Consider the following 23,155-nt stretch of genomic DNA (forward strand, 5'->3'; position numbering starts at 1 on the left):
CGACCATGACTGGCCGCCGTTGGCGCTTGCCTCGAAGGTCTGACAAGGAGGTTTTGCTTGATGAGGATATGCGCCCCCGGCGCGCTCTGGCGCGCGATGGGAGTGGGTCTGTTGCTCGCCCTGAGCCTGCCGCTGGCGGCCAAGGAGACGCTGTCGGTGGCCTGGAGTCCCTGGCCGCCCTTCAGCCAGATCGATGAGCGGGGCGAGCTGACCGGGCTGGATGTGGCACTGACGCGCCAGATCCTGCACAAGGCGGGTCTGACCCCCCAGTTTCGCAACCTGCCCTGGGCCCGGGCCCTGCACCTGGTCGAGCAGCAGCGGCTGGATCTGGCCATGGGGGCACTCGAGACCCCGCAGCGGCGTCAGTTTGCCCGCTTCTCGGCCCCCTATAGGCGCGCCAGTTTCGTGCTGCTGAGCAATGCCCCCATCCCGGGCCACGTGGATCGCTGGCAAGGGATCCGTCGCCTCACCGATCTGTGCGGGCAGACGCAACTGCGCCTTGGCAAGCTGCGCGGCACCCGCCCTGCCCCGTTGACGGCGGCCTGCCCGGCCCTCAGATTCGCCACCGAATACAACTCGGACGAGCGGCTGATCGAACTGCTGCTGGCCCGGCGTCTGGACGGCGTCATCATGGAGTGGCAATACGCCAACTATCGGCTGACACAGCTGGGGGCCAGTCAGTACATCCGCTGCCAGTTGCTGCTGCATCGGCAACCGGTCAGTCTGATGTTTGCCAAGGATGCGGTGAGCGAGCCCGAGCTCGCCCGCATCGACGCCGCCATCGCCACCCTGCCCCCGCCGAGTCAGGCCTTTGCCCCGCCCCTCTGCCGCTTCGACGGCAGTCAGACGCCGGATGACGGCACCTTGGGCCAGCCCGCGTCCTGATGACAATACGCGACAATACACAATGAGAAAGGCGACCCTGGGGTCGCCTTTTTTTGTCGTGCAGCATGATCGGCCGAGTGCCCGGCACCGAGATCAGCGCAACTGGGGTGTCTGGGTCAGCACGCCCTGGTTCTGGGCACGGTGGCGCAGCAGGTGATCCATCAACACCAGCGCCAGCATGGCCTCGGCGATGGGCACGGCACGGATGCCGACGCAGGGATCGTGACGACCCTTGGTGATCATCTCGGTGGCCTCACCGCTGGTATTGATGGTCTTGCCCGGCACCGTGATGCTGGAGGTGGGCTTGAGCGCCATGCTCACCACTATCTCCTGACCGGACGAGATCCCGCCCAGGATGCCGCCGGCATGGTTGCTGGCAAAGCCTGCCGGCGTCATCTCGTCGCGATGCTCGGAGCCTTTTTGCTCCACCACCGCGAAGCCGTCGCCGATCTCGACCCCTTTCACCGCGTTGATGCCCATCATGGCGTGGGCGATGTCGGCGTCGAGTCGGTCGAACACCGGCTCACCCAGGCCCACCGGCACGTTGCGCGCGATGACCTGCACCTTGGCGCCTATGCTGTTGCCCTCTTTTTTAAGATCGCGCATGTACTGATCGAGCGCCTCCAGCTTGCCCGCGTCGGGGAAGAAGAAGGGGTTCTGCTCGATCTGCCCTGCGTCGAACGCCTCGGCCTTGATGGGGCCGAGCTGGGAGAGGAAGCCGATGATCTCGATGCCGTGCATCTGCTTGAGGTATTTCTTGGCGATGGCCCCCGCCGCGACCCGCATGGCGGTCTCCCGCGCCGAGGAGCGGCCGCCGCCCCGGTAGTCACGCTGACCATACTTCTGGTGGTAGGTGTAATCGGCGTGGCCCGGGCGGAACAGGTCCTTGATGTCGGAGTAATCCTTGGAGCGCTGATCCTGGTTCTCGATCAGCAGGCCGATGGAGGTGCCGGTGGTCCGGCCCTCGAACACCCCGGCCAGGATCTTCACCTCGTCCGCCTCACGGCGCTGGGTGGTGTAGCGGGAGGTGCCGGGCTTGCGCCTGTCTAGATCCACTTGCAGATCCGCCTCGCTTATCTCCAGCCCCGGCGGGCAGCCGTCGACCACGGCGCCCAGCGCCAAGCCGTGGCTCTCGCCGAAGGTGGTGACCCGAAAGAGTTGGCCAAAACTGTTCCCTGCCATGGGTGCTCCTTGCTGCTTAGCTCTTGTAAATCGCGAAATGGTCCCGGTACTGCTCCAGCTCGGCCTTGGTCATCACGAACACGCCGTGGCCGCCGTTCTCGAACTCGACCCAGGTAAAGGGCACCTCGGGGAACTGGGACTCCAGGTGGATCATGCTGTTGCCCACCTCGACCACCAGCACACCGTCATCCTTGAGGAAGTCGGCGGCATTGGCCAGCAGGCGCTTGGTGAGCTTGAGGCCGTCGGAGCCGGAGGCGAGCGCCAGCTCGGGCTCGTGCCGGAACTCCTCAGGCAAGTCCGACATGTCTTCGGAGTCCACGTAGGGCGGGTTGGAGACGATGAGATCGTACTTGTCACCGACCGGCAGATCCCGCATCAGATCGGAGCGGATCGGAATGACCTGCTGCTCCAGACCGTGATCGGTGATATTGCGCTCGGCCACGTTCAGCGCATCGACGCTGATGTCGATGGCGTCCACTTCCGCGTGGGGGAATTCGTGGGCCATGATGATGGCGATGCAACCGGAGCCGGTACACAAGTCCATGATCCGGGTCGGTTCATGTTTGAGGAAGGGGGCGAAGCGGTTGGCCACCATCTCGGCGATGGGGGAGCGCGGGATCAGCACCCGCTCGTCCACGTAAAACTCCCAACCGGCATACCAGGCCTTGTTGGTCAGGTAGGCGGCCGGCACCCGCTCCTGCACCCGGCGGATGATCAGCTCGGCGATGCGGTGACGCTCACTGGTGGTCAGTCGGGAGTGGCGCATGCCGGGATCCACGTCTGGCGGCAGATGTAACGCGGGCAGTACCAGCTGCACGGCCTCATCCCAGGCGTTGTCGGTGCCATGCCCGTAGAAGATCCCGGCGTCGTTGAAGCGACTCATGGCCCAGCGCAACATGTCCTGGATGGTGTGCATCTCGGCAACCACCTCATCGATAAATATCTTGTCCAAATCCACCTCCAAGTCGAGTAATATCCGGCCCGAGAAACCTATATAGCGAGCAAGACGAGTACCTGATGAAAAAAACGCCCTCACCCACAGACGAGGAAAATCTGCTGTTTCGTGATGCTGTCAAAGGTACCCGGAAAATTAAGCAAGATACCATAAGGGCCGACCTGCGCCCGGTCAAGCAGAAACGCGAACTGCGTGAAAGCCGCGAAAAGCTTGGGGTTGACCACTTTTTCAGCGACGAGTACCAGCCCCATCTGGACGAGGATGGCCCGACCCGTTATGTGCGTGAAGACGTCTCGAAATTCGAACTGAAGAAGCTCAAGCGCGGCAGCTACCCGCCGGAGATTTATCTGGACCTGCATGGCATGAACCAGAACCAGGCGAAACTGGAGCTGGCCGCCCTGCTGACCCTGTGTCAGAAAGAGAACATCCACGTCGCCTCGGTGATGCACGGCATCGGCAAACACATCCTCAAGCAACGGATCCCGAGCTGGCTGGCCCAGCACCCCAATGTGCGCGCCTTCCATCAGGCGCCGCGCGAATGGGGCGGCGACAGCGCCATCCTGGTGTTGCTGGATATCGAAGAGTAGCCCGCCGCCGGGCAGGAAAGGGTTGATCGAAAAGCGCGCCTCAGGGCGCGCTCTCCATATACCGCTTGAAGTTGTCGAGGATGCTCTGCCAGCCGGCACGCTGCTGCTCGCCACTGTGTTCGGATTCGGCGTCGAACTCCTCGTGCACCCAGGTGCTTCCCTGCTCCTCAACGAACCGCACCCTGACGGCCCGGCCGTCGTCCATGACGTAGCCCAGCAGGGTCGGCGGCGTGACCTCGGTAAAGGTGCCCTCGAAATCAAACCCCATGCTGCCATCCCTGGCGGCCATATGGTGGCAAAAACGCCCGCCAACCCTGAGATCCACCCGGCTGCCGGGGCAGTGCCACTCGGGGGTCGCGGCGTTCCACGCCATGATGCTGGCAGGGGTGTTCCACCCCTCCCATACCGCAGCGAGTGGCCGTTCGATCCGGACGCTGACGCTTATTTTCATGCAGTTCCTCCTCCTGAATGGATCCCCGACGCCAATGTCAGACAGGGCGTCGTCCCTTGATTCCTGTGCCCAGTTCTACGCCCCTTGGCCGCAAAGGACAGGTTGGCCCCCCGTCGACGCGGGATGGAGAGGCGCTAATCCTGCCCGACCGGGCGATGACATCCTATCGGTGACTGAGCCCGAGGGATGTTGCGCACCCCGAAAAGCCGCCACAACCGAAAGGGTCAGCTCAGCCCTGCGCCAGATGGTGGGCCACCAGGGCATTGGCATGGCCGTGCCCCATGCCGTGCTCGCTCTTGAGCCAGGCCACCAGCGCCATGTGCTTGCGCTCCTCCCGAGCCGCCAGCAGGGCCAACCAATGGGCGATGGGCTGACCATATTTCTGCTCGATGGCCGGGAAATAGGAGGCGGGCCCCCTCAGCTTCTCTTGTTCATCCATCTTATCCTCCTCGAGTCATGGCGCCACGCAACCGCCGCAGCTCATCTATATAAGCGGCTCTCTGCCTCAGTCCTTGGGGGCGAACTGCTCGAACACCTGCTGGCCGGTCAGGGTCGGGGTGTCGTTTTTCAGCTTGTAGAAGTCCGGCTTCTCGTCGATGAAGATCTGGCTGGCCAGCTCGAACGACTGCTCCTGAAACAGGCCGGCAGGCAGTATGTATTCATCCGTCGGCAGCAGATGGTAGAAGAGATGGGTGCCACAGGTCGGACAGAAGCCACGCTCCGCCCACTCGGACGAGCGGTAGGCCACCGGGATGAGCCCCTTGAAGCGGACATCCTTGCCGCCATGCACCGCAAACATGGGCCCTCCGGACCAGCGCCGACACATGGCGCAATGGCACAGGCTGACCTCCCGGTGTTCACCGCTCGAGACGACAATGCCGCCGCACAGACAGGTTCCTTGCATATCAAGCTCCTAAATCCATGGCCCGGACCGGCGAGATGTCGGCCACATTCAGCATCAGATGAGTAGCATGCAGCCCAGGATCCCGCAACTGACCATGCTGGCTATCGGCGCACTCATCCCCCCTCACAGCCCCGGTGGGCCTACCTCCGGGGTGTCTTCAGGTACTCAGGGCATGCACCTTGCTCAGCTCTGCTCCTGCAGGGCGATGCGGTTGCCTTCGGGATCCTTGAATTCGGCCACCCTGATGCTGTCGCTCACCCGGGTGATGGGATAGAGGCTCTCCCCTCCCCGCTGCAGCACCCTGGTCATGGCCAGCTCGATATCGGCCACGGTCAGGTAGACTCGGCTGCCATCTAGGCTGGGCACATAGCTATCCCCCTTTGCCAGGGCGCCGGAGCAGCCCGCCATCCCCTCAAACAGCGGGAACAGCGCCATCTCGTTGCCATCGATCTGCACCCGCTCGAGCGCTATCTCGAAGACACCCTCATAGAAGCGGATGGCCCGCTCCAGATCCCGCACCGGAATTTCAAAATGGATGGCGATATTCATGACTGATCCCTTTCTGATGAAGCCAGATTGGCGAGCAAATAGGCCGTTGATGGGAACTTGCGCCACAAAATAAACGGCCACCATCAATAATCTGAAACAGCGCGAACGACAATGGCGGCTTATTTTGCCATCGCGGGGATAAATGGAGGGAGGCACGTCGCCTCCCTTGTGTTATTCAGGCCAACCACTTTAGCCAAAATTCATGTCGGATCGATATGCCCTGACACAGGGCAATCACCTCGCCATTAAATTACCTGAGCCCAGGGGTCGCCCTTGGCAGGATCATCTCCCTGGGTCCACCATTTCGCCTGATAAATAATGCCCTTGTGGCTGACCTTATTACCGGCGGTATAGACCTTGCTGACGGACCAGACGGGGACATCACCCACGGGGGGATTGGGATCGACCGGCGTGGGATCCAGTTTTTCGACAATTCTGACCTTGGGCCAGTTGGCGTGGGAGCCATAGAAGTTGGTCATGCATTTCTCATAATCCCCCGGTACCAGCGCCGAATAAGCGGTCTGGAAACCGACCAGCTCACATTCAAACGAATAACCACCGGGCCTGTCGGCATAATATTTCCAGTTGCCGTCCCAGTTGGTATAAAGCACATCGGTGGCACCGTTCAGATTCAGGCTGCCATAGGGGGTCTGCTGCCAGCAGGTATTTTTCTCATCGGCCTCGATGGGGATCTGGTAATGTGCCGCCAGCCCTTCCCAATACCGGATACGGTTGACCGGCTGGCCCTTGTCCTTATTTTGCTCACCACATTCGATGCCACCGTTGATGACGTTGATGGTGGTGCCAAAGCCATAGCCTATCCCCGCCGCAGTCTCGCGCAGGGAGGGCACCCAGGTGCGATCGATCACGTGCAGCATGGCGGGCTTGGGGGCCTGCGGCGTCAGGAAGAACCAGATGGCCGAGGCCAGGTTCAACCAGGAGTCGGCGACCCGGCCGGGATCGTTGAGCAGCACGGTGGCGTCGCCCGCGAACATGGCCTCGGAGAAGGCGCCGTAATTGAAGTGGTAGGAGAGCTGTTTCGCCCCGCGGCCAAAATAGCCCTGACCGGTGGAGCAGGGCCATTTCTTGTTTTGCCAATCATTCTGACCGCAGCCCGTGGCATAGCCGGTCTGGCCCTCTGACCAGCCCATTTCGCGCACGTGCACCAGCGCCTGCTGCCACTCCTCCAGCGCCAGCGGATTATCGGAGCTGTTATTTTTGCCGATATGGCCACCGGTCTCCTGAGCGAAATGGGCAAAAGCCGTCACTATGGATTTCTTGCAGATGGCATCCGCATTGCGGCCATCGCTATATTCCCCACAGAAGGCCGGGAATTTACCGACCGCCCGCAAGAAGCGCACATAGGTATATTCAGGTGCGGCCATCTGGGTCAGAAAGTCCCAATCCGATTCGGAAAATACCCGCTCGACCCGCTTGACGTTATCCGGATTGCTGGCCTGCCTCGGCTCTATGGCATCCACTATGGTGTTGGGGCGCGTGGCCAATGCCTTGGACCAGATGCCATACATGGGATTGGCGGTCTTGGCTTTTTCCACCGCCAGCAGTTCCGGCGCGGCAATCACATATCCCCCGCTATTTTGCGGATCGGGCTGGATATTCATGGCCCCCTGGCTTGGCAAGGCGCAGGCGAGGGTGATCAGCCAGGCGCTGTGCTTGAGTTTGAACATAGATAACAATCCTTGTCTCAACGTGAAGTTCAGGCCGAGCATAGGCGTTGCAATAACTAAATTCACTTCGAGAATTAAGAAAATGGCGAATATGTGAGCCATTTCACTCTGCGGGTATTTCTGCCTGATAGGGGTAAAGACACCTATTTTCGAGTACCACCGAAAACAACCTGGATATAGTCCAGGCGGGCAAGAAGCCATAATAACCGGGATAATCCTCCCGGCGAGCCAACGCCCGCGTCATCAAGACGCGGGCGCTGGCTATCGGGCTCTATGGGGTGACGACGCCTCCAGGGCGGCAACGCCCTCAGCTCATCTGCTGGCGCACCGCGCGGATCAGGATGTTGCGGGGGGTCATGGGCTTGTCGCAAAACTCCCCCACCTCGACCCTGTACCCCTGCTCCTGCAGGAAGAGCGCGCGATCCAGCGCCAGCCAGATCTCGAGCGGACGGCGGAACAGGTGGCGCACCAGCTCCATGCGGGCGACATCGCCGTAGCGCGCCTCCCCCATGGCCAGAAACGCGGCCAGATCGAGCCCAGCCGGCAGGATGAGCCCCTTGCGCTGCGCCGCCCAGGCACAAAATGCCTCGAAGCTGCCGGTGAGCAGGCTCTTTTGCATGTTGGGCACCGGCAGGTACTCATCCACCCCGCGCAGATGGCGCTGCAGGCAGTCGAACGCGAGGCGCCACACCACCTCCAGCTCGCGCAAGCGGGAGATGCGGGCGCCGGCGGTCACCGTCTCCTGCAACGGCAGGCGCAAGTCAGCCTTGGTCAGTTGCAGATCGCTGGCCTGGGCGGCCGTGGACAGGGGGCGATAGTGGCTGCCGCGGATCAGGTGATAACAGCAGGGAGAGACGGTGACCCCGCGGGCACCGCGTTCGACCACCCGCTCCAGCAAATGGGTGTGCAGCTCGCCGCAGGCGTGCAGCGCCATGGCGTGATGCTGCTCGGCGATAAGCGCCCCCGACTCGGCGGCGAAGGCATCGGCCTCAATAAACTGCATGCGGGCGCCATCCCGGGACGCCAGTCGGCGCCCCTCCTCGCAGAGCTGACCTTGCAGCTCCAGGCTCAGGATCTCGGCGCCTCTATGCAGGGAGACCAGCCGCCCCAGATGGCCCTTGCCTGCGCACCACTCCAGATAGGGCCCCTGATGGGGGGGCAGGTTGCCGCAAAATGCCTCTATCTGCGCCTGCTTGCGCCCCGGCATGTGCATCGCCATCTCCCTGGCACACTGAATGGGTTCGGGGAGGAAGCGCTCAAGCTCGCTCAAGCCGTGCAGCGCCGCCCCCGCCGGGATCCAGGGGGCGAGCAGCGCGCACAGCGCCGCCATGTCGCCATCGAGCTCATTGAGCTGCGCGAGGGACATGGCGTTGAGCCGCGCGGCCAATGCCGGCGCCTCGTCGGCGAAGGCGAGCGTCAGATGGTGATAGGGCTGATATTGCCACCAGCGCCGGGTCTCGGTCAGCAAGCGATCCAGTTGTTGAAAACGATGAGCCAGCACGGCGATGGTTGTCCTGCAATTCAAAAAAGAGGCTCATTCTAGCGATCCTCCGCCAAAAAGCACTCCTCAGTGCAGGCTGGTGGTCGCGGGCCAGGGGTCAGGCTGCCTCCCCATGAATACCGGCGCTCCCCTGACCCGCCGCCATGAAGACGTTGTATTGGCCTGACCAGCAACCCTAAGCGCTGGCGTTAGCCTGACAAAGAGCGGGGTTTTGTGCTATATTCCGCCCCCTCATTAGCGCGACTCGCCCCGGCGGGTCGTTTTACCCATATGAACGGAACCAAAACATGACCATCAATGCCATCCTGCAAGCGCGTGCGGACGCCAAGTGTGAGCTGTGTGGAGCAGAACATGCGCTGACCGCCTTCCCGGTGCCACACTCCCCCGCCAGTGACGATGATCACAGCCTGGCCCTGTGCGATACCTGTCGTGGTCAGCTGGAGCAACCGGACACCCTGGAGGTCAACCACTGGCGCTGCCTGGGTGACAGCATGTGGAGCCAGGTGCCGGCGGTGCAGGTGATGGCATGGCGCCAGTTGAAGGGGCTGTCCGCCCGGGGTGAGCTCTGGGCCCAGGACATGCTGGACATGATGTACATGGAAGAAGAGACCAAGGCCTGGGCCGAGGCGGGCGTCGCGAGCGAGGATGACGACAGCGTGCCGACCGTCGACTCCAACGGCGCCGTGCTGCAGGAGGGGGACGCCGTCACCCTGATCAAGGATCTGGACGTCAAGGGCGGCGGCTTCACCGCCAAGCGCGGCACCCTGGTCAAGGGCATCCGCCTGACCAACAACCCGCTGCATATCGAAGGCAAGGTCAACGGCGTGCAGATCGTGCTGGTCGCGGCCTACCTGAAGAAGGCCTGATCCCCATCGGCTTGTTTGTCGGATGATGCAAGAGGCGCCCCCAGGGGTGCCTTTTTTGTATCCGGCCGCCGGCCAGATGGTGTCGCGGTGAGGGTGGCGCGAGCCGGAAACTGGGCTATCCTGCAAACCAGCCCCGCTGAGTGTGCAACGACATCCGCTGGGGTGTGTCGCCCCGCCAGGGGATAATGCCGACACCCAGTGTCACTGAGCACTAGCTCATATGGAAACCCTGTGGCACTCTGGGTCGTCCATGGACAGATCCAAGACATCATGACCTCATGATGTCCCTCTCGTAACAAGGAGCACTACCGATGGCCAAAGCCAGCAAGAAAGACGTCAAGAAGAAAATCGCCGCCCGCCAGGAGAAGATTGCCAAGCACGAAGGCAAGATCAAGAAGCTGAAGAAGTCCCTGAAATAAGGGTCGGCACCATGAAAAAAACCGCCATCAGGCGGTTTTTTTATGCTTTGGATAACCGGATGCCTCACCTATCCCTTCCTCCTGGTGTTCGGCGCCGTTCCAACAGGCGGCGAGCAATCCAAGTCGCCACAAGGCCGCGATAGAAGCCGCTGGACGGTACCCCCGGCACACGGCATCATGGCTTTTTCACAAGGGAAATATCATGAATCTGGATACATGGATGTTGTTTCTGCTGGCCTATCTGCTGGCGACCCTGACCCCGGGCCCCAATGTGCTGCTGGTGATCAAGAACGGTCTGCAACTCGGCTGGCGCTCGGCCCTGCTCTCCATCAGCGCGAACCTGTTCTGTCAGGCCATCCTCATCTTCCTGGTCGCCATGGGCGTGGGCGCCCTGCTGCAGACGCTGCCGCCCCTGTTTATCGCCCTCAAGCTGGCGGGTGGTGGTTATCTCATCTACCTCGGCTACAAGGCGCTGCGAAGCGCCAAGGCGAGTAATCAAGAGGTTGCCCTGCCTGGCCGGACCATCGGCGCTAGGAGTGACGCCTCCCTGCTGCGCGAGGCGTTTCTGGTTTCGGCCAGCAACCCCAAGACCATCATCTTCCTCTGCGCTCTGCTGCCCCAGTTTCTCGATCACCAGAGCCCGCTGCCGATCCAGTTCCTGACCATGTACCTGACCATCTGCGTCATCGTCAGCCTGGTGCACCTCTGCTACGTGGCCCTGGCCAGGCGCGCCGGCAGCTACTTCAAGCCGGGGCGCGGCCAGCGCCTGTTTAGCCGCATCACAGGGGGACTCTTCATCTCTCTGGGCGGCGCCATCCTGTTGAGCGGTCGGCCCTGAGCGCATCCCGTCAGCCCCTGATCAGGGGCTGATCTCTTCCCCCTGGGGCTTTACCTCCCCCCTCCATCCTCTACCGATACAGCAGACCAGCGCCATAGACTCGTCCAGTCATCACATCCATCGCGCCCCGCCGGACACCCTGATCGCACTGCCGGCTTCGGCCGGGATCTCGGCGTGCAGCCGCGACGGCATGCCCATGTCTTCCCCCTGTTCGATGTCGATGGCCCCGCCGTGGGGCCAGCGCAGATCCCGCAGATATCCCGCGAACGCCGCCGTCGCCGCACCGGTGGCGGGATCTTCATAGACACCCCCATAGGCGAAGGGGTTGCGAGTGTGGAACAGCCGATCTTCCGCTGCGTAGCCAAGCAATATGGTCACCAACCCCTCACGACGCATCAGGATGCGCCCCTGAGCCAGCTCATAGTGCATGGCACTGAGCGCGGTGCGGCTATTTAAGGCCAGCAGCAGGTGGTCGGCACCGCCATGGATCAAGGCAGGCGGAATGCGGGGATCCAGATCCGCCGCGCCATAGCCAAACAGCGCCAAGGCCTCACGCACCAGATCGGCTGACGCCGGTTGACTCCGGGTCGGCGGTGACTGCAGCGCCGCCTGCCATTGTCCGGCCTCATCCTGCCAGCCAGAGACCCGAATATCGCTCTGACTGAGGTTCAGCGCATAGTCCCCTGCCCCGAAACGGTGCGCCAGCGCCACCCCGAGGGCGATGGTGGCATGACCGCAGAAGGGCACCTCGGCCTCGGGCGAAAAGTAACGCACCCGCCAGCGGGTCAACTCACCGGGTTGCAGCGGGGCGGCGAAGGCCGTCTCCGAGAAGCCCACCTCGGCGGCGATGCGTTGCATCTCCTCTGCCCCGGGCAGGCTGGCACCCGTCCAGACCCCGGCGGGATTGCCCCCTTGTGGACCGTCGGAAAACGCGGCGATCCGCACCAACTCAGTTACCAGATCCATCATGATCACTCCCTGTTCTTATATGTCGAAAGAATACCGGCTCCCCTCGCGCTGTCGCCATGCTGGCCCCGTATGTGGCCACTGGCCTGGTGCGCGAAGAAAGCTATGTGTGACACCAGCAAAACAGGCCCAGCTTAGCCGTTAAATTAACTGCCGCACAGGTGCCGCTTGGGCGCCGCAGATCCTGGCACAGGCGGCTAGAGTGTGATCACAGTGTCTGTATATGAGCCGATCTGGAGTGCCATATGTATTCTTACACCCTCAGCTTCAAGGAGGAAGTCGACAAACTGACGGCCCCCGAGCACGACATCATCCTGCAAAGCCCCGCCCAGGCCGGCGACTTCGTCATCCTCTCCGACGGCAGCCGCCATCAGGTGATGTTTGTCAGCCACCGTGCCCACTACAGCAGCCTCTATCTCGATAAGGGCGTGAGGATTCCCCAGAGCTGAGCCCGCTGATTAATGGGCACCAGATGGATTGCACCTGTTTGCCGGTCCCCTGTGCGAGCCCTATTCCAGGTGCTAACGTGAAACAGGCCTGCTATCTCGCCCCCAGGATATTGCCGCGAACACAGGCTGTTTCTCATGGCAGTCAAGGCTGCGATGAACCGGAAAGACTCACATTTTGAGGGATTCACTATGTCCAGGAATGCTGCTCTGATCGTAACCCTGACCCTGCTTGGCATGGCCCCGGCTCATGCCATCAACGCAAAATACGCTCAGCAGCTGGAGCACTCCGGCTGTACACAGGTCACCGAGGCCCAGGGCTGCGACATTCACAAGACCAAGGCGGAGAATGCCGCCGCCGGGTTTGGTGATGCCCCCGTGGCCGCCACCAGTGGCAGCCCCTACACCGGCAACTGGGTCGCCACCTTCCCCGAAACGGGCGCCACAGTGGCCATTATCCGCATCGATGACAAGGATCAGGTCTGGGTCAACGACAAGAAGGTCAGTGCCAAGAAATCCGATGGGGCCCTGGTGTTCAAGGACGGCATGATCATCTACACCATCCAGGGGGATCGTCGTATCAAGGGTGAGGATGGCTGGGTCGATAACGATGCAGGCACAAAGGGGCCAATCGCAGCCAAATAAGCGACATAACCGGACGTGAAGGGGAGCCTGGGTTCCCCTTCTTGTTTTATCTCTTGCCATTCCTTGCCCCCTGTCGCCACGGTGAGTGGCAGCCCTCCTCTTCCCCTACCCCTGTTTCGGATAGTCTAGCACGGCCGTCACCGGCCTTTGCGACGGGACGACCGACCAGGATGGCGCGTCAAAGGTGAACTGGACGACCGCACAGGTCGGCATCCGGGTGATCTTGCCGGAGAAGCGATGGGCAAGGTCGGTGAACTCGGGGTTGTGGCCAAACAGCATCACGCACCTCAGGGGATCGCCAAGCTCCCCTATCACCGCCAGCAGGGTCTCGATGTCGCTGGCATAGAGCCGCTCATCGACGAGGATGCTCTTGGCCCGGAAATCGAGCGCCTCGGCGATGATGTTCGCCGTCGACAGCGCCCGGCAGGCGGGGCTCGACAGTATGGCGTCGGGCTTGACCCCGGCCTTTGCCAGCCGCTTGCCCATCAGGGGGGCGTCACGCTGACCGCGCCTGGCCAGCGGCCTCGCCCTGTCAGACAGGGCAACCTCCTCCCAGCTCGACTTGGCATGGCGCACCAGCAACAGCGTTCTCTCCATTGTCCCTCCCCGATGGCTTTCGTATCGCCATCCTCTGTTGAGGGCAAGCATGGCTCAGTCCGTCACTCAGTGACACCCGCTGATGGCGAAGCGCCGCGAGGGCTCTGGACGAATGCCGCCTGGGATGGCGAATGCAGGGCCTCACTCAGCCAAGGGACTGGCTGGGCTCACCTCTTCCATCAAGATCAGCCGCAGGGGCTCCGCCAGCAACTCCTCGGCCTGGCCGGCAAAGGCCTGAAAATAGTCGGTCGCGCAATGATCATCCAGAGCGCCCTGATTGACGAAGGCCTCACGCATATAGAAGGTCCCCGGCTCCTCCTGCAACTCGAACAGCACATAATCCAGGTTGCCCGGCTCCAGGCGCGTGGGCTCGATAAGCTTGAGCAGCTCGCGCCGCAGGCACTCCCTCATCCCGGCCCTGGCTTTGAGCACTGCAATCGACACTATCTTGTCCGATCTCATCTTCATCATCACACTCCGTTATCAAGAAATTCATTGGCAAAGGATGCCCATCACAGCGGCTTGTCAGCGAGCCAAGGGCGCATCCTTCGACATGAGACGCAGTGTAAGAGCAGGCTATTGATGCGTATAGACAGACAATATGGACAGACTGTTCGCTCTATTTAACAAATCTGAGAGCAACACGGAAGGCAGGTCCCGGGACTGTGAGTGCACCCAAGCCTCCTGAAGGGAAGCCTGCGACCGAGCCATCGAGGCTTTCGCACCAGAGCCAACCGCTGATCACACGTGCGCCGCGCCGCTGATCACCGACTCGCACATTCAACTCCTTGGCCTGCAGTCTTCACAGGCACGAGCGGCGCCGTTGCCCATCGGTTCGGTAATCTGGGCCCACACCCAGCCTCCTGGCTCTCTATGCCGCCCTCAGTAAGGCGTGCCGTCTTTATGCAGGGCAGACCAGGCGCCATCGGCGCCTTGTACCAGGGCCAGATCGTCATCGGGGTATTCGACCGTATCGGCAGGCAGTCTGTCGCCGACTTCAAGGTAGGTTACGTCTGCGGAGGATCTGTTCAACAGCTGGTGAGCCAGGCCACTGCTGGCCTTGAAACCGATGCAATCCCCCGGCGACATCGGGAACTCCTCATCACCATGGACTAGCGTGGGGGTCCCCGAGAGGATGTAGATGAACTCATCCTGTCTGGAGTGATGATGCTTGAGCGCCGAGATGGCCCCCGGCGCCAGGGTCGTGAAGTTGACGCCAAAGTTGGTGAGACCGAAGTGATCCCCCAATCTGCGCCTAGTGCGGTGCCTGACCAGGGAGGCGAAGGGTTCTGGATAGAGGGACTTGGCCCCCTGTACCGGGATCTGGGTTAGGTGAACGGGCCTGTGGTCAGCCATCTCGATTCCTCCGTCTCTGTGCGCTGGCAAGGGTTACCGACAAGCCGAGTCACAGACTCGGCCATCGCTCACCCCACAGTTAGAGTCCGGCTTTAGTTTCTGTCAATGCGAAGCGTCGTGACATGAGGCCTAACCGGCGTTTCTGCCAGCGCTGCAATGGGCAGCGCTGATTGACCCTGCAGCCCCTACATGACTTCGAGCTTGACCTTGATGAGGCCGGACCGGGTGTTGCCTATGCTGCTGAACGCCGCCTTGGAGAGATCGATGACCCGCCCCCTCGGGAAGTTGCCCCTGTCATTGACCTTGACCACCACGCTCTTGCCGTTGGCGACGTTGGTCACCCTCACCATGGAGCCGAAGGGTAGCGTCATATGGGCCGCCGTGTTCGCGTTCTTCTTGTAGGGCTCGCCGCTGGCCGTCCTCTTGTTGTGGTAACGGTCGGCATAGTAGGACGCCAGCCCGGTCTGGCTATAGCCGCGCCAGTTGCCGCCCTTGCCGGCTTCCGGCTGGCTGCTACAGGCTGCCAGCAGCAGGCTGAATGCCAACAGCAGGACGCTTCGCACGCTCCTCTTCATTCCGTATTTCCTCGACTGTGTATGGGGCCTCATGCCTGGCCTGCTCGCCAATGCTTCATCGCCGCTCCAGGCGCCCACTCTCGCATATTTCCCATATAAAACGGGAGGCCCAGCCTCCCGTTTTGCATATTGCTCCGTCAGCCTCTGTCAGGCGATCAGCTTGTCATCGGCGAAACCGAAGCCGCGCAGGCCCACCACGTGCACATGCTCGTGCTTGCCCTGCACCTTGCGGATGAGCTTGTAGGTGGTGCCCTTCTCGGGGCTGATGTTTTCCGGGGCGGCGATCAGCAGCTGCATGTCCTGCCGCTCGCACAGCTCGAACAGGGTGGCGATGGACTTGCCATCCAGGCGCGCCGCCTCGTCCAGGAACAGCAGACGGCAGGGGGCTATGTCCTTGCCGCGCAGGCGGCGGGACTCCTCCTCCCAGCTGATCAGCACCATCAGCAGGATGGCCTGGCCGGTGCCGATGGCCTCGCCGGTGGAGAGCGCACCGCTCTCCGCCCGCAGCCAGCCATCGGCGCCACGCTGCACCTCGATCTCCAGCTCCAGGTAGTTGCGATAGTCGAGCAGCACGTCGCCCATCACCTGGTAGCTGCGCTCCCCCTGCTCTATCTGCGGGTTCAGGCGCTGGAACAGCTTGGCCATGGCCTCGGAGAAGCTGAGCTCCTTGTCGGCGAACAGATCGTTGTGCATGGCGCTCTGATCGGCGAGCGCGGTCAGCAGGCGAGTGTGAGCCTCGCGGATATTGACGTTGAGGCGCACCCCGCGCACCAGGCCGAAGGCGATGTTCTGCAGCCCCTGGTTCAGCACCCTGATGCGGTTCTGTTCGCGGCGGATGATGTTGGTGATCTTGGCCGCCACCTCGTGGGAGGAGAGCGACAGATGGGTTTCCCGCTGCTTGAGCTCGTCGGCGAGCCGCGCCAGCTCGATCTCCATCTCCTCGATGGCCTCCACCGGATCGTCCGAGCGGATGATGTCGTTGCGGATCCGATCCTTGAGGTAACGGTAGACCTGCACGTAGAAGGCGACCTTCTGCTCGGTGCTGCGGTTGCCCTCTGAGAGGCGCAGCGCATCGCGCAGCGCATCGTCGTGGGCCACCGCCACCCGCAGGGCGCCGAGCGCCTTGTCGGACATGGAGCGCAGCTCGTCGCTGTCGAGATAGGCCAGCTCGCGCTTGTTGAGGCGCTTCTCGACGTCGGTCTCCCGCGCCAGCCGTACCACCCGCGACCAGCTCGCCTTGTGGCCCACCAGGGATTTGCGGGCACCGAAGTAGTCCTTGCCCTCCAGCTTGAGGCGACCCCCCAGGGATTCAATCTCGCGCTTGCATACCTGCAGCTGGGCCTCGGCGCTGGTGCGACGGGAGCGGGTGCGGATGAGCAGCTCTTCGATCTCTTTCTTGTGGGCGCGGGACTTCTCCTCCATGTCGGCGCTGAGGGTCAGCCCCATGGCGGCCAGCTCCTGCTCGAACTCGTTCAGGGTCTGGCGCTTGGCCGAGGCGCTGGAGTGCAGCGCGGTGCGCAGCTGCAGCGCCTCGGTGTGGCGCAAGGCGATCTGCTTGTGCTGCTCGCCGGCGGTGCGGGCGGCCAGCTCGGCGGCCTTGAGCTTCTCTTTCAAGCGCTCGCTCATCTCGGAGGCCTTGCCGAGCAGGTCCTGGGCGTCCTGATAGGCGAAGTGCGGCAGACGGGCCACCAGCTGATCCAGCGCATAGGCGCGGCGCTTCTGCTCGGCGAGCTGCTCGTTCACCTCGTCGAACGCGGCCTGCAGGGCGGCGAGATCCTGGGGATCCTGGCGCAGCACCTGCACCAGTGTCTCGAGCCTCTCGAGCGCCTTGCCGTGCTGGCCGATAAAGGCTTCGGCCTGTTTCAGGCTCGCCACATCGGCGTGGGCGGCCTCGAGCCGCGCGGCCAGATCCCCTTCGGCAAACAGGTGGGCGAAGGGCAGCATGGCCTGCACCAGCTGGATATAGCGGGTCAGCTGGGCGCCCGCCGCCTTGGCCTCGCCAAGCTGCTTGTCGCACTCGGCTATGGTTCCCTGCAGCTTGCGCTGTTCGTTCTGCTTCGCCTGCACTTCGGCCTCGGGATCCGGGCGGAAGGCGATATCCAGATGCTGGCCGATAAAATCGCGGAAGTGACCGTAGAGACGGTGATACTTCTGCTGCTCGAAGGCGGCCTTGGCGTAACCCTCGATCAGATTCTCCCGCTCCAGATCGAGCTGTTCGATGCGTTTCTCACGGGCGGCGCGGCCGAACAGCGGCAATTCCGGGTAGCGGGAGAAGCGCACCTGACGCTTGCTGGTGCGCACCAGCACGGCGTCGCCGAGCTCGTCCGCCTCCACCAGATCCTCGTCGAAGGAGTCGGGGTTGCCCTGGATGAGGTAGATATCCTCGGGGCAATCTTCCAGCTTCTTCAGCCGCTCTATGGCCCCTTCCAGATCCAGTACCACCAGGGCACTGCGGGCCGGGCCGTAGAGGGCGGAGTAGTAAGGGGCATCGTCGATGGAGATGTCGTCATAGACGTCGGAGAGCAGCACGCCCCCCACCTGCTCGGCGATGCGGGCGAGGCGCGGATCCGCCTCCCCTGCCCCCAGCTGCAGGTTGCGAATTTGCAACTCAAGCCCCTGTTTCCGGGCCTGGATGCGGTTGCTCTCCTGCTCGAACTCGCGCTCCTTGTCGAGCACGGTCTGCATGCCGGCAGAGAGCGCCTCGGCGCTGGCCAAGGCTAAGCCACTCTGTTCGCGCAGCTGCTCGAGCTTCTCGAAGGATTTCAGCCAGCGCGGGGCCAGCTTGGTGAGATCGCCGATGTCGCGGCCCAGCTGGACGCCCTGATGCTCCAGGCTGGCGCGGTGCTGGCTCAGATCGCTCTGCTGATCGCTCAGCTCTTCCTGACGGGTGCGCTGGGCTTCGAGGAACAGCTCCAGCTCGTCGCCGCTGGCGATCTGCTGGCCACAGATCTGGGCCAGCTCATCGCGCAACTTGAACAGGGCCTTCTGGCTCTCGCTCTCCTTCTCGAGACGGGCCAGGGCGGCGCGCAGCCCCTGCCCCTGTGCGATGCGGGCCTTGTCTTCGATGTGGCGCTTGAGCAGCGCCTGGGCGGTGGGCCAGGCGGCCTCGCGGGCGGTCTCGGGGGCAATGCTGAGCAGCAGCGTCAGCGCTGCCTGGTGCTCGGCCACCGCGGCCTTGGCCAGGGCCAGCTGCTGCTCGGCCCCCAGAACTCGACTGGTGAGGCTCTGCTCGACGGCACGGAACTGATGCAGGGTCTCGCTCGCCTGCTCGGCGCTCAGCCCCGGCAGCTCGCACTGCTCGCGGGCACTGTCCAGCGCCTGCACCGCCTGACGGTACTGGATGGCGCGGGTCTGCTGGATGTCCAGCGCCTGCTGGTAGTCGGCGAGCTGGGTCTTGAGGCTGTCCACCTCGGCTTGGGCCAGCTCCTTGCGCTCCTCCACCTCCAGCAGCTGGCTGTGGATCTCCTCCACCACCGCCTGCTGCTGCTCGAGCTTGTCGTTGAGATCCGCCAGATCGGCGCGATACAACTCAATCTTCTTCTGCAGGCTGACGGCGGCCATCACCTTGGCCAGGTGCTCGGCGGCGGACTCCAGCTCGTCGGTCAAGAGCTTCTCACGATTGGTGAGCTGATCCGCCTCGTCGGCCAGATAGATGGCGCGCTGCTTCTCCTCGGCCAGCAGCCGGCGCTTGCCGGCCAGCTCAGCCCGGGCCTTGAGGGCCAGCTCGGAGAGGCGATTCTTCTCGGCGGCGTTGCGCACATAGTCCGCCGCCACGTAGTGGGTGGTCTCGGTGATCAGGTTCTTGAACAGATCCCGTTGACCCTGCGTCTCCTTGATGGCTTCCAGGGTGCGGCGGTTCTCGTAGATGGCCGCCTCCATGTCCTGGAACGCCTTGCGCACGCCTGAGTTCTCCGGCAGCAGGTATTCCCGCAGGGAGCGGCTGATGGACGAGGAGATGCCGCCGTAGAGGGAGGCCTCGATCAGCCGATAGAACTTGCCGCGATCCTTCTGGTCGCGCAGTTTCTTCGGGGTGATGCCGAACTCGAACATGAAGTTGTGATAGTCGGTCACCGTATTGAACTTGGCGACCTTCATGGCACCAAGCTCGGCGGCGGCCCCCTTCAGATCGGCGAAGGCGCGCACCCGCCCCTTGCCGTCCTGGAGTTTTTCCAGCAGCAGATCGGTGGGCGCCAGCCCCTCGGGCACGTCTACCAGGGCGAAGGGGGTGATGTTGACCTTGTTGTCGCGGTTGGCGACCTGCTCCAGGTGCACGCCGACCCAGATCCGCTGCTCGCGGCTGTTCATCACCTCGAGTACCGAGTAGCAGTGGCCCCGCTGCAGCTTGCCGTAGAGCCCCTTGTCGCGGGAGGCACTGCTCGATCCCGCCTCTGTGGTGTTGCGGAAGTGGAGCAGAGACTGATCCGGGATCAGGGCCGCGATAAAGGCCGCCATGGTGGTGGACTTGCCGGCGCCGTTACCGCCGGAGAGGGTGGTCACCAGCTGGTCGAGATCGAAGGTGCGGGCAAAGAAGCCATTCCAGTTGACCATGGTCAGGGATTTAAATTTGCCTCTCACGCCATTTTCTCCATCAAACCAGTAAGTTCAATCAAACCAGTCGGCTCCATCAGGGCCAGAATTTTAACGTTGCGGGTCATTCTCAACCTCCAGCTCGAGCTGCTCTTCATCGAGATCCGCCTCTATATCCTCAAACAGCGAGTCGCTGCTCGGCATCTCGTCGTCGTGGAAGATGGCCTCCCCCTCCTGGATCATGCGCAGCTGCACGGCGCGGGGATCCTCGTCGGAGCGCACATCGGCGGCGAAGCGGAACACCGACTCGTTGACCCTGAACTTGTCGCCGTTGCCGAGCGCCGTGATCATGCCAAGGCGGCGCAACCGGCGCATGGAGGTGCGGATCTTCTCCAGCAGCTTCTTCTTGTCCAGATCGGTGCCGCCGGAGCGGCTGTTGACCATGCGCAGCAGCTGCTTCTCGTCCGCCAGGCTCAGCACCTCCTCTTGCAGCTCGCCCATGGCGAACACCCCTTCAGAGGCGAGCCGGTCCGGGCTCAGGAACAGGTAGCAGAGCACCTTGCCCACCAGCATGTCGAGCTCGGACAGGACAGTGGTGCCGATGTCGGCGCTGGGGCGCGGGCGCAGGTAGAAGAAGCCCTCCGGTGCCTTGATGAGCTCGACCTGATAGCGGCCGTAGAAGATCTCCAGCTCGCCGTGATACTCCACCAGCATGGAGTGCTGTTCGAAATCGTCGGCACTGAGGTGGCGGCCCGAGCGCAAGGCGGTGTCGATGCGCGGAAACAAGGGGTTGGCGATGGCCTCTGCGAGCCGCAGCGGCAAGGGAAACTCAGTATTGATCAATGACATAGGCCTGAACCTTGGATCCAGCTTGGTTAATGGGTTTCCATGCGGGTTGCTGGTGAAGCTCGCGCTCACCGCTGGCATGGCCGAGGCGCACGGCCTGGTCTATCAAGAGACGGGCCACGTCGAAATGGGCATGGGCCGGGTAATCCAGCAGGTACTCCCGCAGCACGTCGGCCAAGTCCAGTCGCGAGCTCTGCTCGGGGTAGCGGGCGAGGTAGCGATCGATGCGCTCCGCCAGCTCCTGGTTGATGTCCACCATCTCCAGGTATTCCATCTCGAGCGGCACCTCGCCGGTGACCTCCTCGTCGTGGATGGCGATGGTTTCGTCCCGCAGCTCCAGCAGGCGGGGCTCCTCGGCGATGCGCAGCAGCCAGCTGTGCTGCTCGAAGTTGCGGATGGAGTCGCGCAGCCGCTGGCTGAAGGCGCGGTTCTTGTCCATGTCGATGGCGTTGCGGATGAACTTGTGGACGTGTCTGTCGTAGCGGGCCCACAGCTCGATGCACTGCTGGCCCCAAGAGGTGATGACGTCGAGGCGCCCCTGCAGGGCATGGGTCAGCTCCTCGACGTGGAACAGATCCTCGCACCCCTGGGCCGCCTCCTGAATGTTGAGCAGCCCCTCCTGCAGCCGGTGGCCGGCGGCGTCCAGGGTGTCCTGCAGCTCGCGCAGGGTCTGGCCGGTCTCGTGCAGCAGCTTCTCGCAGCTGTGGATGGCGTCGACCCAGTTCTGGGTCAGCAGGGCCGCTATCTCGCTCTTGACCTGATTCTGCTGCTCGTCCATGGCGCGCTGGGTGAGATCGATGCGCCCCAGGGTCTCCTCAAGTGAGAAGCTGAGCCTGGGCAGCACCTCGGCGTCCCACTGTTCGCGGGTATTGGTCTCGAGCGCCGCCTCGCGGGCGGTGTCGAGTTCGGCCGCCAGGTGTTCGAGCAGGATGGAGAGCTTGATGGAGTCAACCTGGCGCTGATCCATGAAGAAGTCGACGATGCTCACCCCCAGGCGCGACAGGCGGTAGAGGCTCTCCCCCGCCACCATGTCGGTGTTGAAGCGCGACAGCAGTTGCTGGCGAATGAGATCGTTGATGGCGTTGTTGGCGCGACCGCTCTGGGTCTCGTCCATCTGGCCGAAGGCGCTGCTCACGTAACCGAAGGCATCGTGCAGCGCGGCCTCCGAGAGATCAGACTCGTCCTCGGACAGGGTCTTGATCGCGATCAGAAAGGCCAGCCGGTCGGTGGGCAGGCTCAAGGCCAGACCTTCCTGTCTGACCCATCCCACCGTCTCGGGCAGGGTACGGGATGTACTCATCATGACGTTATCATCTCGTTGTTATCGGCGAGGGGCTGGCACGGGGCGCCGTTTCCGCTCGCGCTGGTATGGGCCAAGGGTGCGCGGGCGACCCCTGGCAGCTAGATCCCGCTAGCATAAAAACCGGACATGGCTGCTTGGCTTGTGCATCGTCAACATGGGGTCTTGAGCGAGACGACCGCAGGCCCTCGACGGCGCCGGCGAGCGTCCTGCGCCCTCCTCCCCGCATCGAGGTGTCAGCCGGTCGGCTTCTGCGCCATCACATGAATGTAACGGCCGAGCGACACGAAGGGCTCCTGGCGGCAGTACTGCAGCTCCATGGCCAGCAGATCATCGAACTTCTCGACCTGATCCTGCTTGTGGCGCATGTAGTCGTGGATGACCCGCACCCCCGTCTTGCCGATGATCTTGAGCCCCCCTCGCCCTATCCAGTCGTATACCTGTTCCGGCAACTGCGGATTGGTGGGGGTCAATGCGGTCTGACGCTTCTTGCGAAGGCCGAGCCGCACATAGTCGAAATTGCCCACCACCAGGCTCTGGAACAGCAAGCCATGACGGTTGTAAAAAAGCAGCGACAGTATGCCCCCTGCATTGACGAAAGGGAACAGACCGAGCAGGGTCTGGCGCGGCTCGGCGAGCCACTCCAGCACAGCATGACAGAGCACCAGATCAAAGGTTCCGCTCACGTGCTGTTTCAGATCCTGGATGGGGCACTGGATGAGACGAATTCTGTCTTCAAGCCCCTTCTCGGCGATCTGGACCCGGGCCAGTTCCAGCATCTCCGCCGACAGATCGCACAGCTCCACCTGGTGACCCATGGCCGCCAGCTTCTGGGCGAAGTAGCCAAAGCCGCCCCCCGCATCCAGGATCCGCAGCGGCCGGTTGCCGAGTCGGGCCAGGCAGGCTTCGATGTCGCTCCACACCACAGTGGTACGGATGCGCCCCTTGGTGGAGTCGTAAATGTTGCGGGCGAACTTGTCGGCGCGTCCGTCAAAACTCTGATCTTGCTTCAAGGCAGACTCATCTTCGGCCACACCTGTCCGTCGGCTCACGGGATGGGAGCACAGAGGGT

Annotated in this window: 23 protein-coding genes; 6 read left to right on the forward strand and 17 right to left on the reverse strand. The window is 62.7% G+C overall.

The window, feature by feature from the left end:
- The first annotated feature begins 60 nt into the window (after nucleotides 1–60).
- Nucleotides 61–885, forward strand: a complete 825-nt coding sequence (locus KW825_RS11745; protein ID WP_218329336.1) for an ABC transporter substrate-binding protein — start codon at nucleotides 61–63, stop codon at nucleotides 883–885.
- A gap of 93 nt (nucleotides 886–978) precedes the next feature.
- On the opposite strand, the gene aroC is transcribed toward KW825_RS11745, so the two are convergent.
- Nucleotides 979–2,067 carry a chorismate synthase gene (gene aroC, locus KW825_RS11750; RefSeq protein WP_042652235.1) on the reverse strand — a complete coding sequence of 363 codons (1,089 nt, stop codon included), beginning with the start codon at nucleotides 2,065–2,067 and terminating at the stop codon, nucleotides 979–981.
- 16 nt (nucleotides 2,068–2,083) lie between these two features.
- On the reverse strand, nucleotides 2,084–3,019 hold the full coding sequence (prmB, locus tag KW825_RS11755) for a 50S ribosomal protein L3 N(5)-glutamine methyltransferase (protein ID WP_218329309.1): 936 nt from the start codon (nucleotides 3,017–3,019) through the stop codon (nucleotides 2,084–2,086).
- A gap of 65 nt (nucleotides 3,020–3,084) precedes the next feature.
- On the opposite strand from prmB, the gene smrB reads away from it, so the two are divergent.
- Nucleotides 3,085–3,609, forward strand: coding sequence for an endonuclease SmrB (gene smrB, locus KW825_RS11760; protein ID WP_218329310.1), 525 nt, complete (start codon nucleotides 3,085–3,087; stop codon nucleotides 3,607–3,609).
- A gap of 40 nt (nucleotides 3,610–3,649) precedes the next feature.
- Here the strand turns inward: smrB and KW825_RS11765 are convergent, their stop codons facing one another.
- From KW825_RS11765 to KW825_RS11790, 6 genes are all read right to left on the reverse strand, one after another.
- The gene (locus KW825_RS11765; protein WP_218329311.1) at nucleotides 3,650–4,060 is read right to left on the reverse strand and encodes an SRPBCC family protein; all 411 of its coding nucleotides are present in this window, start codon (nucleotides 4,058–4,060) and stop codon (nucleotides 3,650–3,652) included.
- 229 nt (nucleotides 4,061–4,289) lie between these two features.
- Nucleotides 4,290–4,499, reverse strand: a complete 210-nt coding sequence (locus KW825_RS11770; protein WP_218329312.1) for a DUF4287 domain-containing protein — start codon at nucleotides 4,497–4,499, stop codon at nucleotides 4,290–4,292.
- A 66-nt stretch (nucleotides 4,500–4,565) separates the two neighbouring features.
- Nucleotides 4,566–4,964, reverse strand: coding sequence for a GFA family protein (locus KW825_RS11775; protein WP_218329313.1), 399 nt, complete (start codon nucleotides 4,962–4,964; stop codon nucleotides 4,566–4,568).
- A 183-nt stretch (nucleotides 4,965–5,147) separates the two neighbouring features.
- Entirely contained in the window at nucleotides 5,148–5,513 is a 366-nt protein-coding gene (locus KW825_RS11780; protein ID WP_218329314.1) for a VOC family protein, read from the reverse strand.
- A 245-nt stretch (nucleotides 5,514–5,758) separates the two neighbouring features.
- Complete coding sequence (locus KW825_RS11785; RefSeq protein ID WP_218329315.1) at nucleotides 5,759–7,201, reverse strand: chitinase; 1,443 nt, start codon at nucleotides 7,199–7,201, stop codon at nucleotides 5,759–5,761.
- Between the two features lie 307 nt (nucleotides 7,202–7,508).
- Complete coding sequence (locus KW825_RS11790) at nucleotides 7,509–8,726, reverse strand: methyltransferase (protein WP_256351869.1); 1,218 nt, start codon at nucleotides 8,724–8,726, stop codon at nucleotides 7,509–7,511.
- Nucleotides 8,727–8,989: 263 nt separating this feature from the next.
- On the opposite strand from KW825_RS11790, the gene KW825_RS11795 reads away from it, so the two are divergent.
- Both KW825_RS11795 and KW825_RS11800 read left to right on the forward strand, forming a co-directional pair.
- Entirely contained in the window at nucleotides 8,990–9,568 is a 579-nt protein-coding gene (locus tag KW825_RS11795) for an alkylphosphonate utilization protein (RefSeq protein ID WP_218329316.1), read from the forward strand.
- A 621-nt stretch (nucleotides 9,569–10,189) separates the two neighbouring features.
- Entirely contained in the window at nucleotides 10,190–10,825 is a 636-nt protein-coding gene (locus tag KW825_RS11800; protein WP_218329317.1) for a LysE family translocator, read from the forward strand.
- Between the two features lie 111 nt (nucleotides 10,826–10,936).
- Here the strand turns inward: KW825_RS11800 and KW825_RS11805 are convergent, their stop codons facing one another.
- Nucleotides 10,937–11,794 carry a PhzF family phenazine biosynthesis protein gene (locus KW825_RS11805; protein ID WP_218329318.1) on the reverse strand — a complete coding sequence of 286 codons (858 nt, stop codon included), beginning with the start codon at nucleotides 11,792–11,794 and terminating at the stop codon, nucleotides 10,937–10,939.
- A 242-nt stretch (nucleotides 11,795–12,036) separates the two neighbouring features.
- On the opposite strand from KW825_RS11805, the gene KW825_RS11810 reads away from it, so the two are divergent.
- Both KW825_RS11810 and KW825_RS11815 read left to right on the forward strand, forming a co-directional pair.
- Nucleotides 12,037–12,240, forward strand: a complete 204-nt coding sequence (locus KW825_RS11810) for a hypothetical protein (protein ID WP_218329319.1) — start codon at nucleotides 12,037–12,039, stop codon at nucleotides 12,238–12,240.
- Between the two features lie 189 nt (nucleotides 12,241–12,429).
- Entirely contained in the window at nucleotides 12,430–12,882 is a 453-nt protein-coding gene (locus KW825_RS11815; protein WP_218291311.1) for a hypothetical protein, read from the forward strand.
- A gap of 105 nt (nucleotides 12,883–12,987) precedes the next feature.
- On the opposite strand, the gene KW825_RS11820 is transcribed toward KW825_RS11815, so the two are convergent.
- The 8 genes from KW825_RS11820 to cmoM all read right to left on the reverse strand — a co-directional run bounded on the left by KW825_RS11820 (nucleotide 12,988) and on the right by cmoM (nucleotide 23,096).
- Nucleotides 12,988–13,479, reverse strand: a complete 492-nt coding sequence (locus tag KW825_RS11820) for a histidine phosphatase family protein (protein ID WP_218329320.1) — start codon at nucleotides 13,477–13,479, stop codon at nucleotides 12,988–12,990.
- Between the two features lie 141 nt (nucleotides 13,480–13,620).
- Complete coding sequence (locus tag KW825_RS11825) at nucleotides 13,621–13,947, reverse strand: putative quinol monooxygenase (RefSeq protein WP_218329321.1); 327 nt, start codon at nucleotides 13,945–13,947, stop codon at nucleotides 13,621–13,623.
- A gap of 414 nt (nucleotides 13,948–14,361) precedes the next feature.
- The gene (locus tag KW825_RS11830; protein ID WP_042652248.1) at nucleotides 14,362–14,835 is read right to left on the reverse strand and encodes a cupin domain-containing protein; all 474 of its coding nucleotides are present in this window, start codon (nucleotides 14,833–14,835) and stop codon (nucleotides 14,362–14,364) included.
- Nucleotides 14,836–15,020: 185 nt separating this feature from the next.
- On the reverse strand, nucleotides 15,021–15,410 hold the full coding sequence (locus KW825_RS11835) for a septal ring lytic transglycosylase RlpA family protein (RefSeq protein WP_218329322.1): 390 nt from the start codon (nucleotides 15,408–15,410) through the stop codon (nucleotides 15,021–15,023).
- 147 nt (nucleotides 15,411–15,557) lie between these two features.
- Nucleotides 15,558–19,985 carry a chromosome partition protein MukB gene (gene mukB / locus KW825_RS11840; RefSeq protein WP_218329323.1) on the reverse strand — a complete coding sequence of 1,476 codons (4,428 nt, stop codon included), beginning with the start codon at nucleotides 19,983–19,985 and terminating at the stop codon, nucleotides 15,558–15,560.
- A 63-nt stretch (nucleotides 19,986–20,048) separates the two neighbouring features.
- Nucleotides 20,049–20,786: a chromosome partition protein MukE gene (mukE, locus tag KW825_RS11845; protein WP_218291305.1), complete on the reverse strand. Its 738-nt coding sequence runs from the start codon at nucleotides 20,784–20,786 to the stop codon at nucleotides 20,049–20,051.
- Entirely contained in the window at nucleotides 20,767–22,086 is a 1,320-nt protein-coding gene (mukF, locus tag KW825_RS11850; protein WP_218329324.1) for a chromosome partition protein MukF, read from the reverse strand. The genes mukE and mukF overlap by 20 nt, the downstream gene beginning before the upstream one ends.
- A gap of 233 nt (nucleotides 22,087–22,319) precedes the next feature.
- A complete protein-coding gene (cmoM, locus tag KW825_RS11855; protein ID WP_218291304.1) occupies nucleotides 22,320–23,096 on the reverse strand; it encodes a tRNA uridine 5-oxyacetic acid(34) methyltransferase CmoM in 777 nt (258 codons plus the stop codon).
- Between the last annotated feature and the right edge of the window lie 59 nt (nucleotides 23,097–23,155).

The sequence above is a fragment of the Aeromonas sp. sif2433 genome (assembly GCF_019218705.1).
Classification (GTDB): Bacteria; Pseudomonadota; Gammaproteobacteria; order Enterobacterales; family Aeromonadaceae; genus Aeromonas; species Aeromonas encheleia.

What these genes read in the sequence shown, in the direction of transcription:
- KW825_RS11745 (WP_218329336.1), top strand. Translation starts at nt 61, where the DNA reads ATGAGGATATGCGCCCCCGGCGCGCTCTGGCGCGCGATGGGAGTGGGT.
- aroC (WP_042652235.1), bottom strand. Translation starts at nt 2,067, where the DNA reads ATGGCAGGGAACAGTTTTGGCCAACTCTTTCGGGTCACCACCTTCGGC.
- smrB (WP_218329310.1), top strand. Translation starts at nt 3,085, where the DNA reads ATGAAAAAAACGCCCTCACCCACAGACGAGGAAAATCTGCTGTTTCGT.
- KW825_RS11765 (WP_218329311.1), bottom strand. Translation starts at nt 4,060, where the DNA reads ATGAAAATAAGCGTCAGCGTCCGGATCGAACGGCCACTCGCTGCGGTA.
- KW825_RS11770 (WP_218329312.1), bottom strand. Translation starts at nt 4,499, where the DNA reads ATGGATGAACAAGAGAAGCTGAGGGGGCCCGCCTCCTATTTCCCGGCC.
- KW825_RS11775 (WP_218329313.1), bottom strand. Translation starts at nt 4,964, where the DNA reads ATGCAAGGAACCTGTCTGTGCGGCGGCATTGTCGTCTCGAGCGGTGAA.
- KW825_RS11780 (WP_218329314.1), bottom strand. Translation starts at nt 5,513, where the DNA reads ATGAATATCGCCATCCATTTTGAAATTCCGGTGCGGGATCTGGAGCGG.
- KW825_RS11785 (WP_218329315.1), bottom strand. Translation starts at nt 7,201, where the DNA reads ATGTTCAAACTCAAGCACAGCGCCTGGCTGATCACCCTCGCCTGCGCC.
- KW825_RS11795 (WP_218329316.1), top strand. Translation starts at nt 8,990, where the DNA reads ATGACCATCAATGCCATCCTGCAAGCGCGTGCGGACGCCAAGTGTGAG.
- KW825_RS11800 (WP_218329317.1), top strand. Translation starts at nt 10,190, where the DNA reads ATGAATCTGGATACATGGATGTTGTTTCTGCTGGCCTATCTGCTGGCG.
- KW825_RS11805 (WP_218329318.1), bottom strand. Translation starts at nt 11,794, where the DNA reads ATGATGGATCTGGTAACTGAGTTGGTGCGGATCGCCGCGTTTTCCGAC.
- KW825_RS11810 (WP_218329319.1), top strand. Translation starts at nt 12,037, where the DNA reads ATGTATTCTTACACCCTCAGCTTCAAGGAGGAAGTCGACAAACTGACG.
- KW825_RS11815 (WP_218291311.1), top strand. Translation starts at nt 12,430, where the DNA reads ATGTCCAGGAATGCTGCTCTGATCGTAACCCTGACCCTGCTTGGCATG.
- KW825_RS11820 (WP_218329320.1), bottom strand. Translation starts at nt 13,479, where the DNA reads ATGGAGAGAACGCTGTTGCTGGTGCGCCATGCCAAGTCGAGCTGGGAG.
- KW825_RS11825 (WP_218329321.1), bottom strand. Translation starts at nt 13,947, where the DNA reads ATGAAGATGAGATCGGACAAGATAGTGTCGATTGCAGTGCTCAAAGCC.
- KW825_RS11830 (WP_042652248.1), bottom strand. Translation starts at nt 14,835, where the DNA reads ATGGCTGACCACAGGCCCGTTCACCTAACCCAGATCCCGGTACAGGGG.
- KW825_RS11835 (WP_218329322.1), bottom strand. Translation starts at nt 15,410, where the DNA reads ATGAAGAGGAGCGTGCGAAGCGTCCTGCTGTTGGCATTCAGCCTGCTG.
- mukE (WP_218291305.1), bottom strand. Translation starts at nt 20,786, where the DNA reads ATGTCATTGATCAATACTGAGTTTCCCTTGCCGCTGCGGCTCGCAGAG.
- mukF (WP_218329324.1), bottom strand. Translation starts at nt 22,086, where the DNA reads ATGATGAGTACATCCCGTACCCTGCCCGAGACGGTGGGATGGGTCAGA.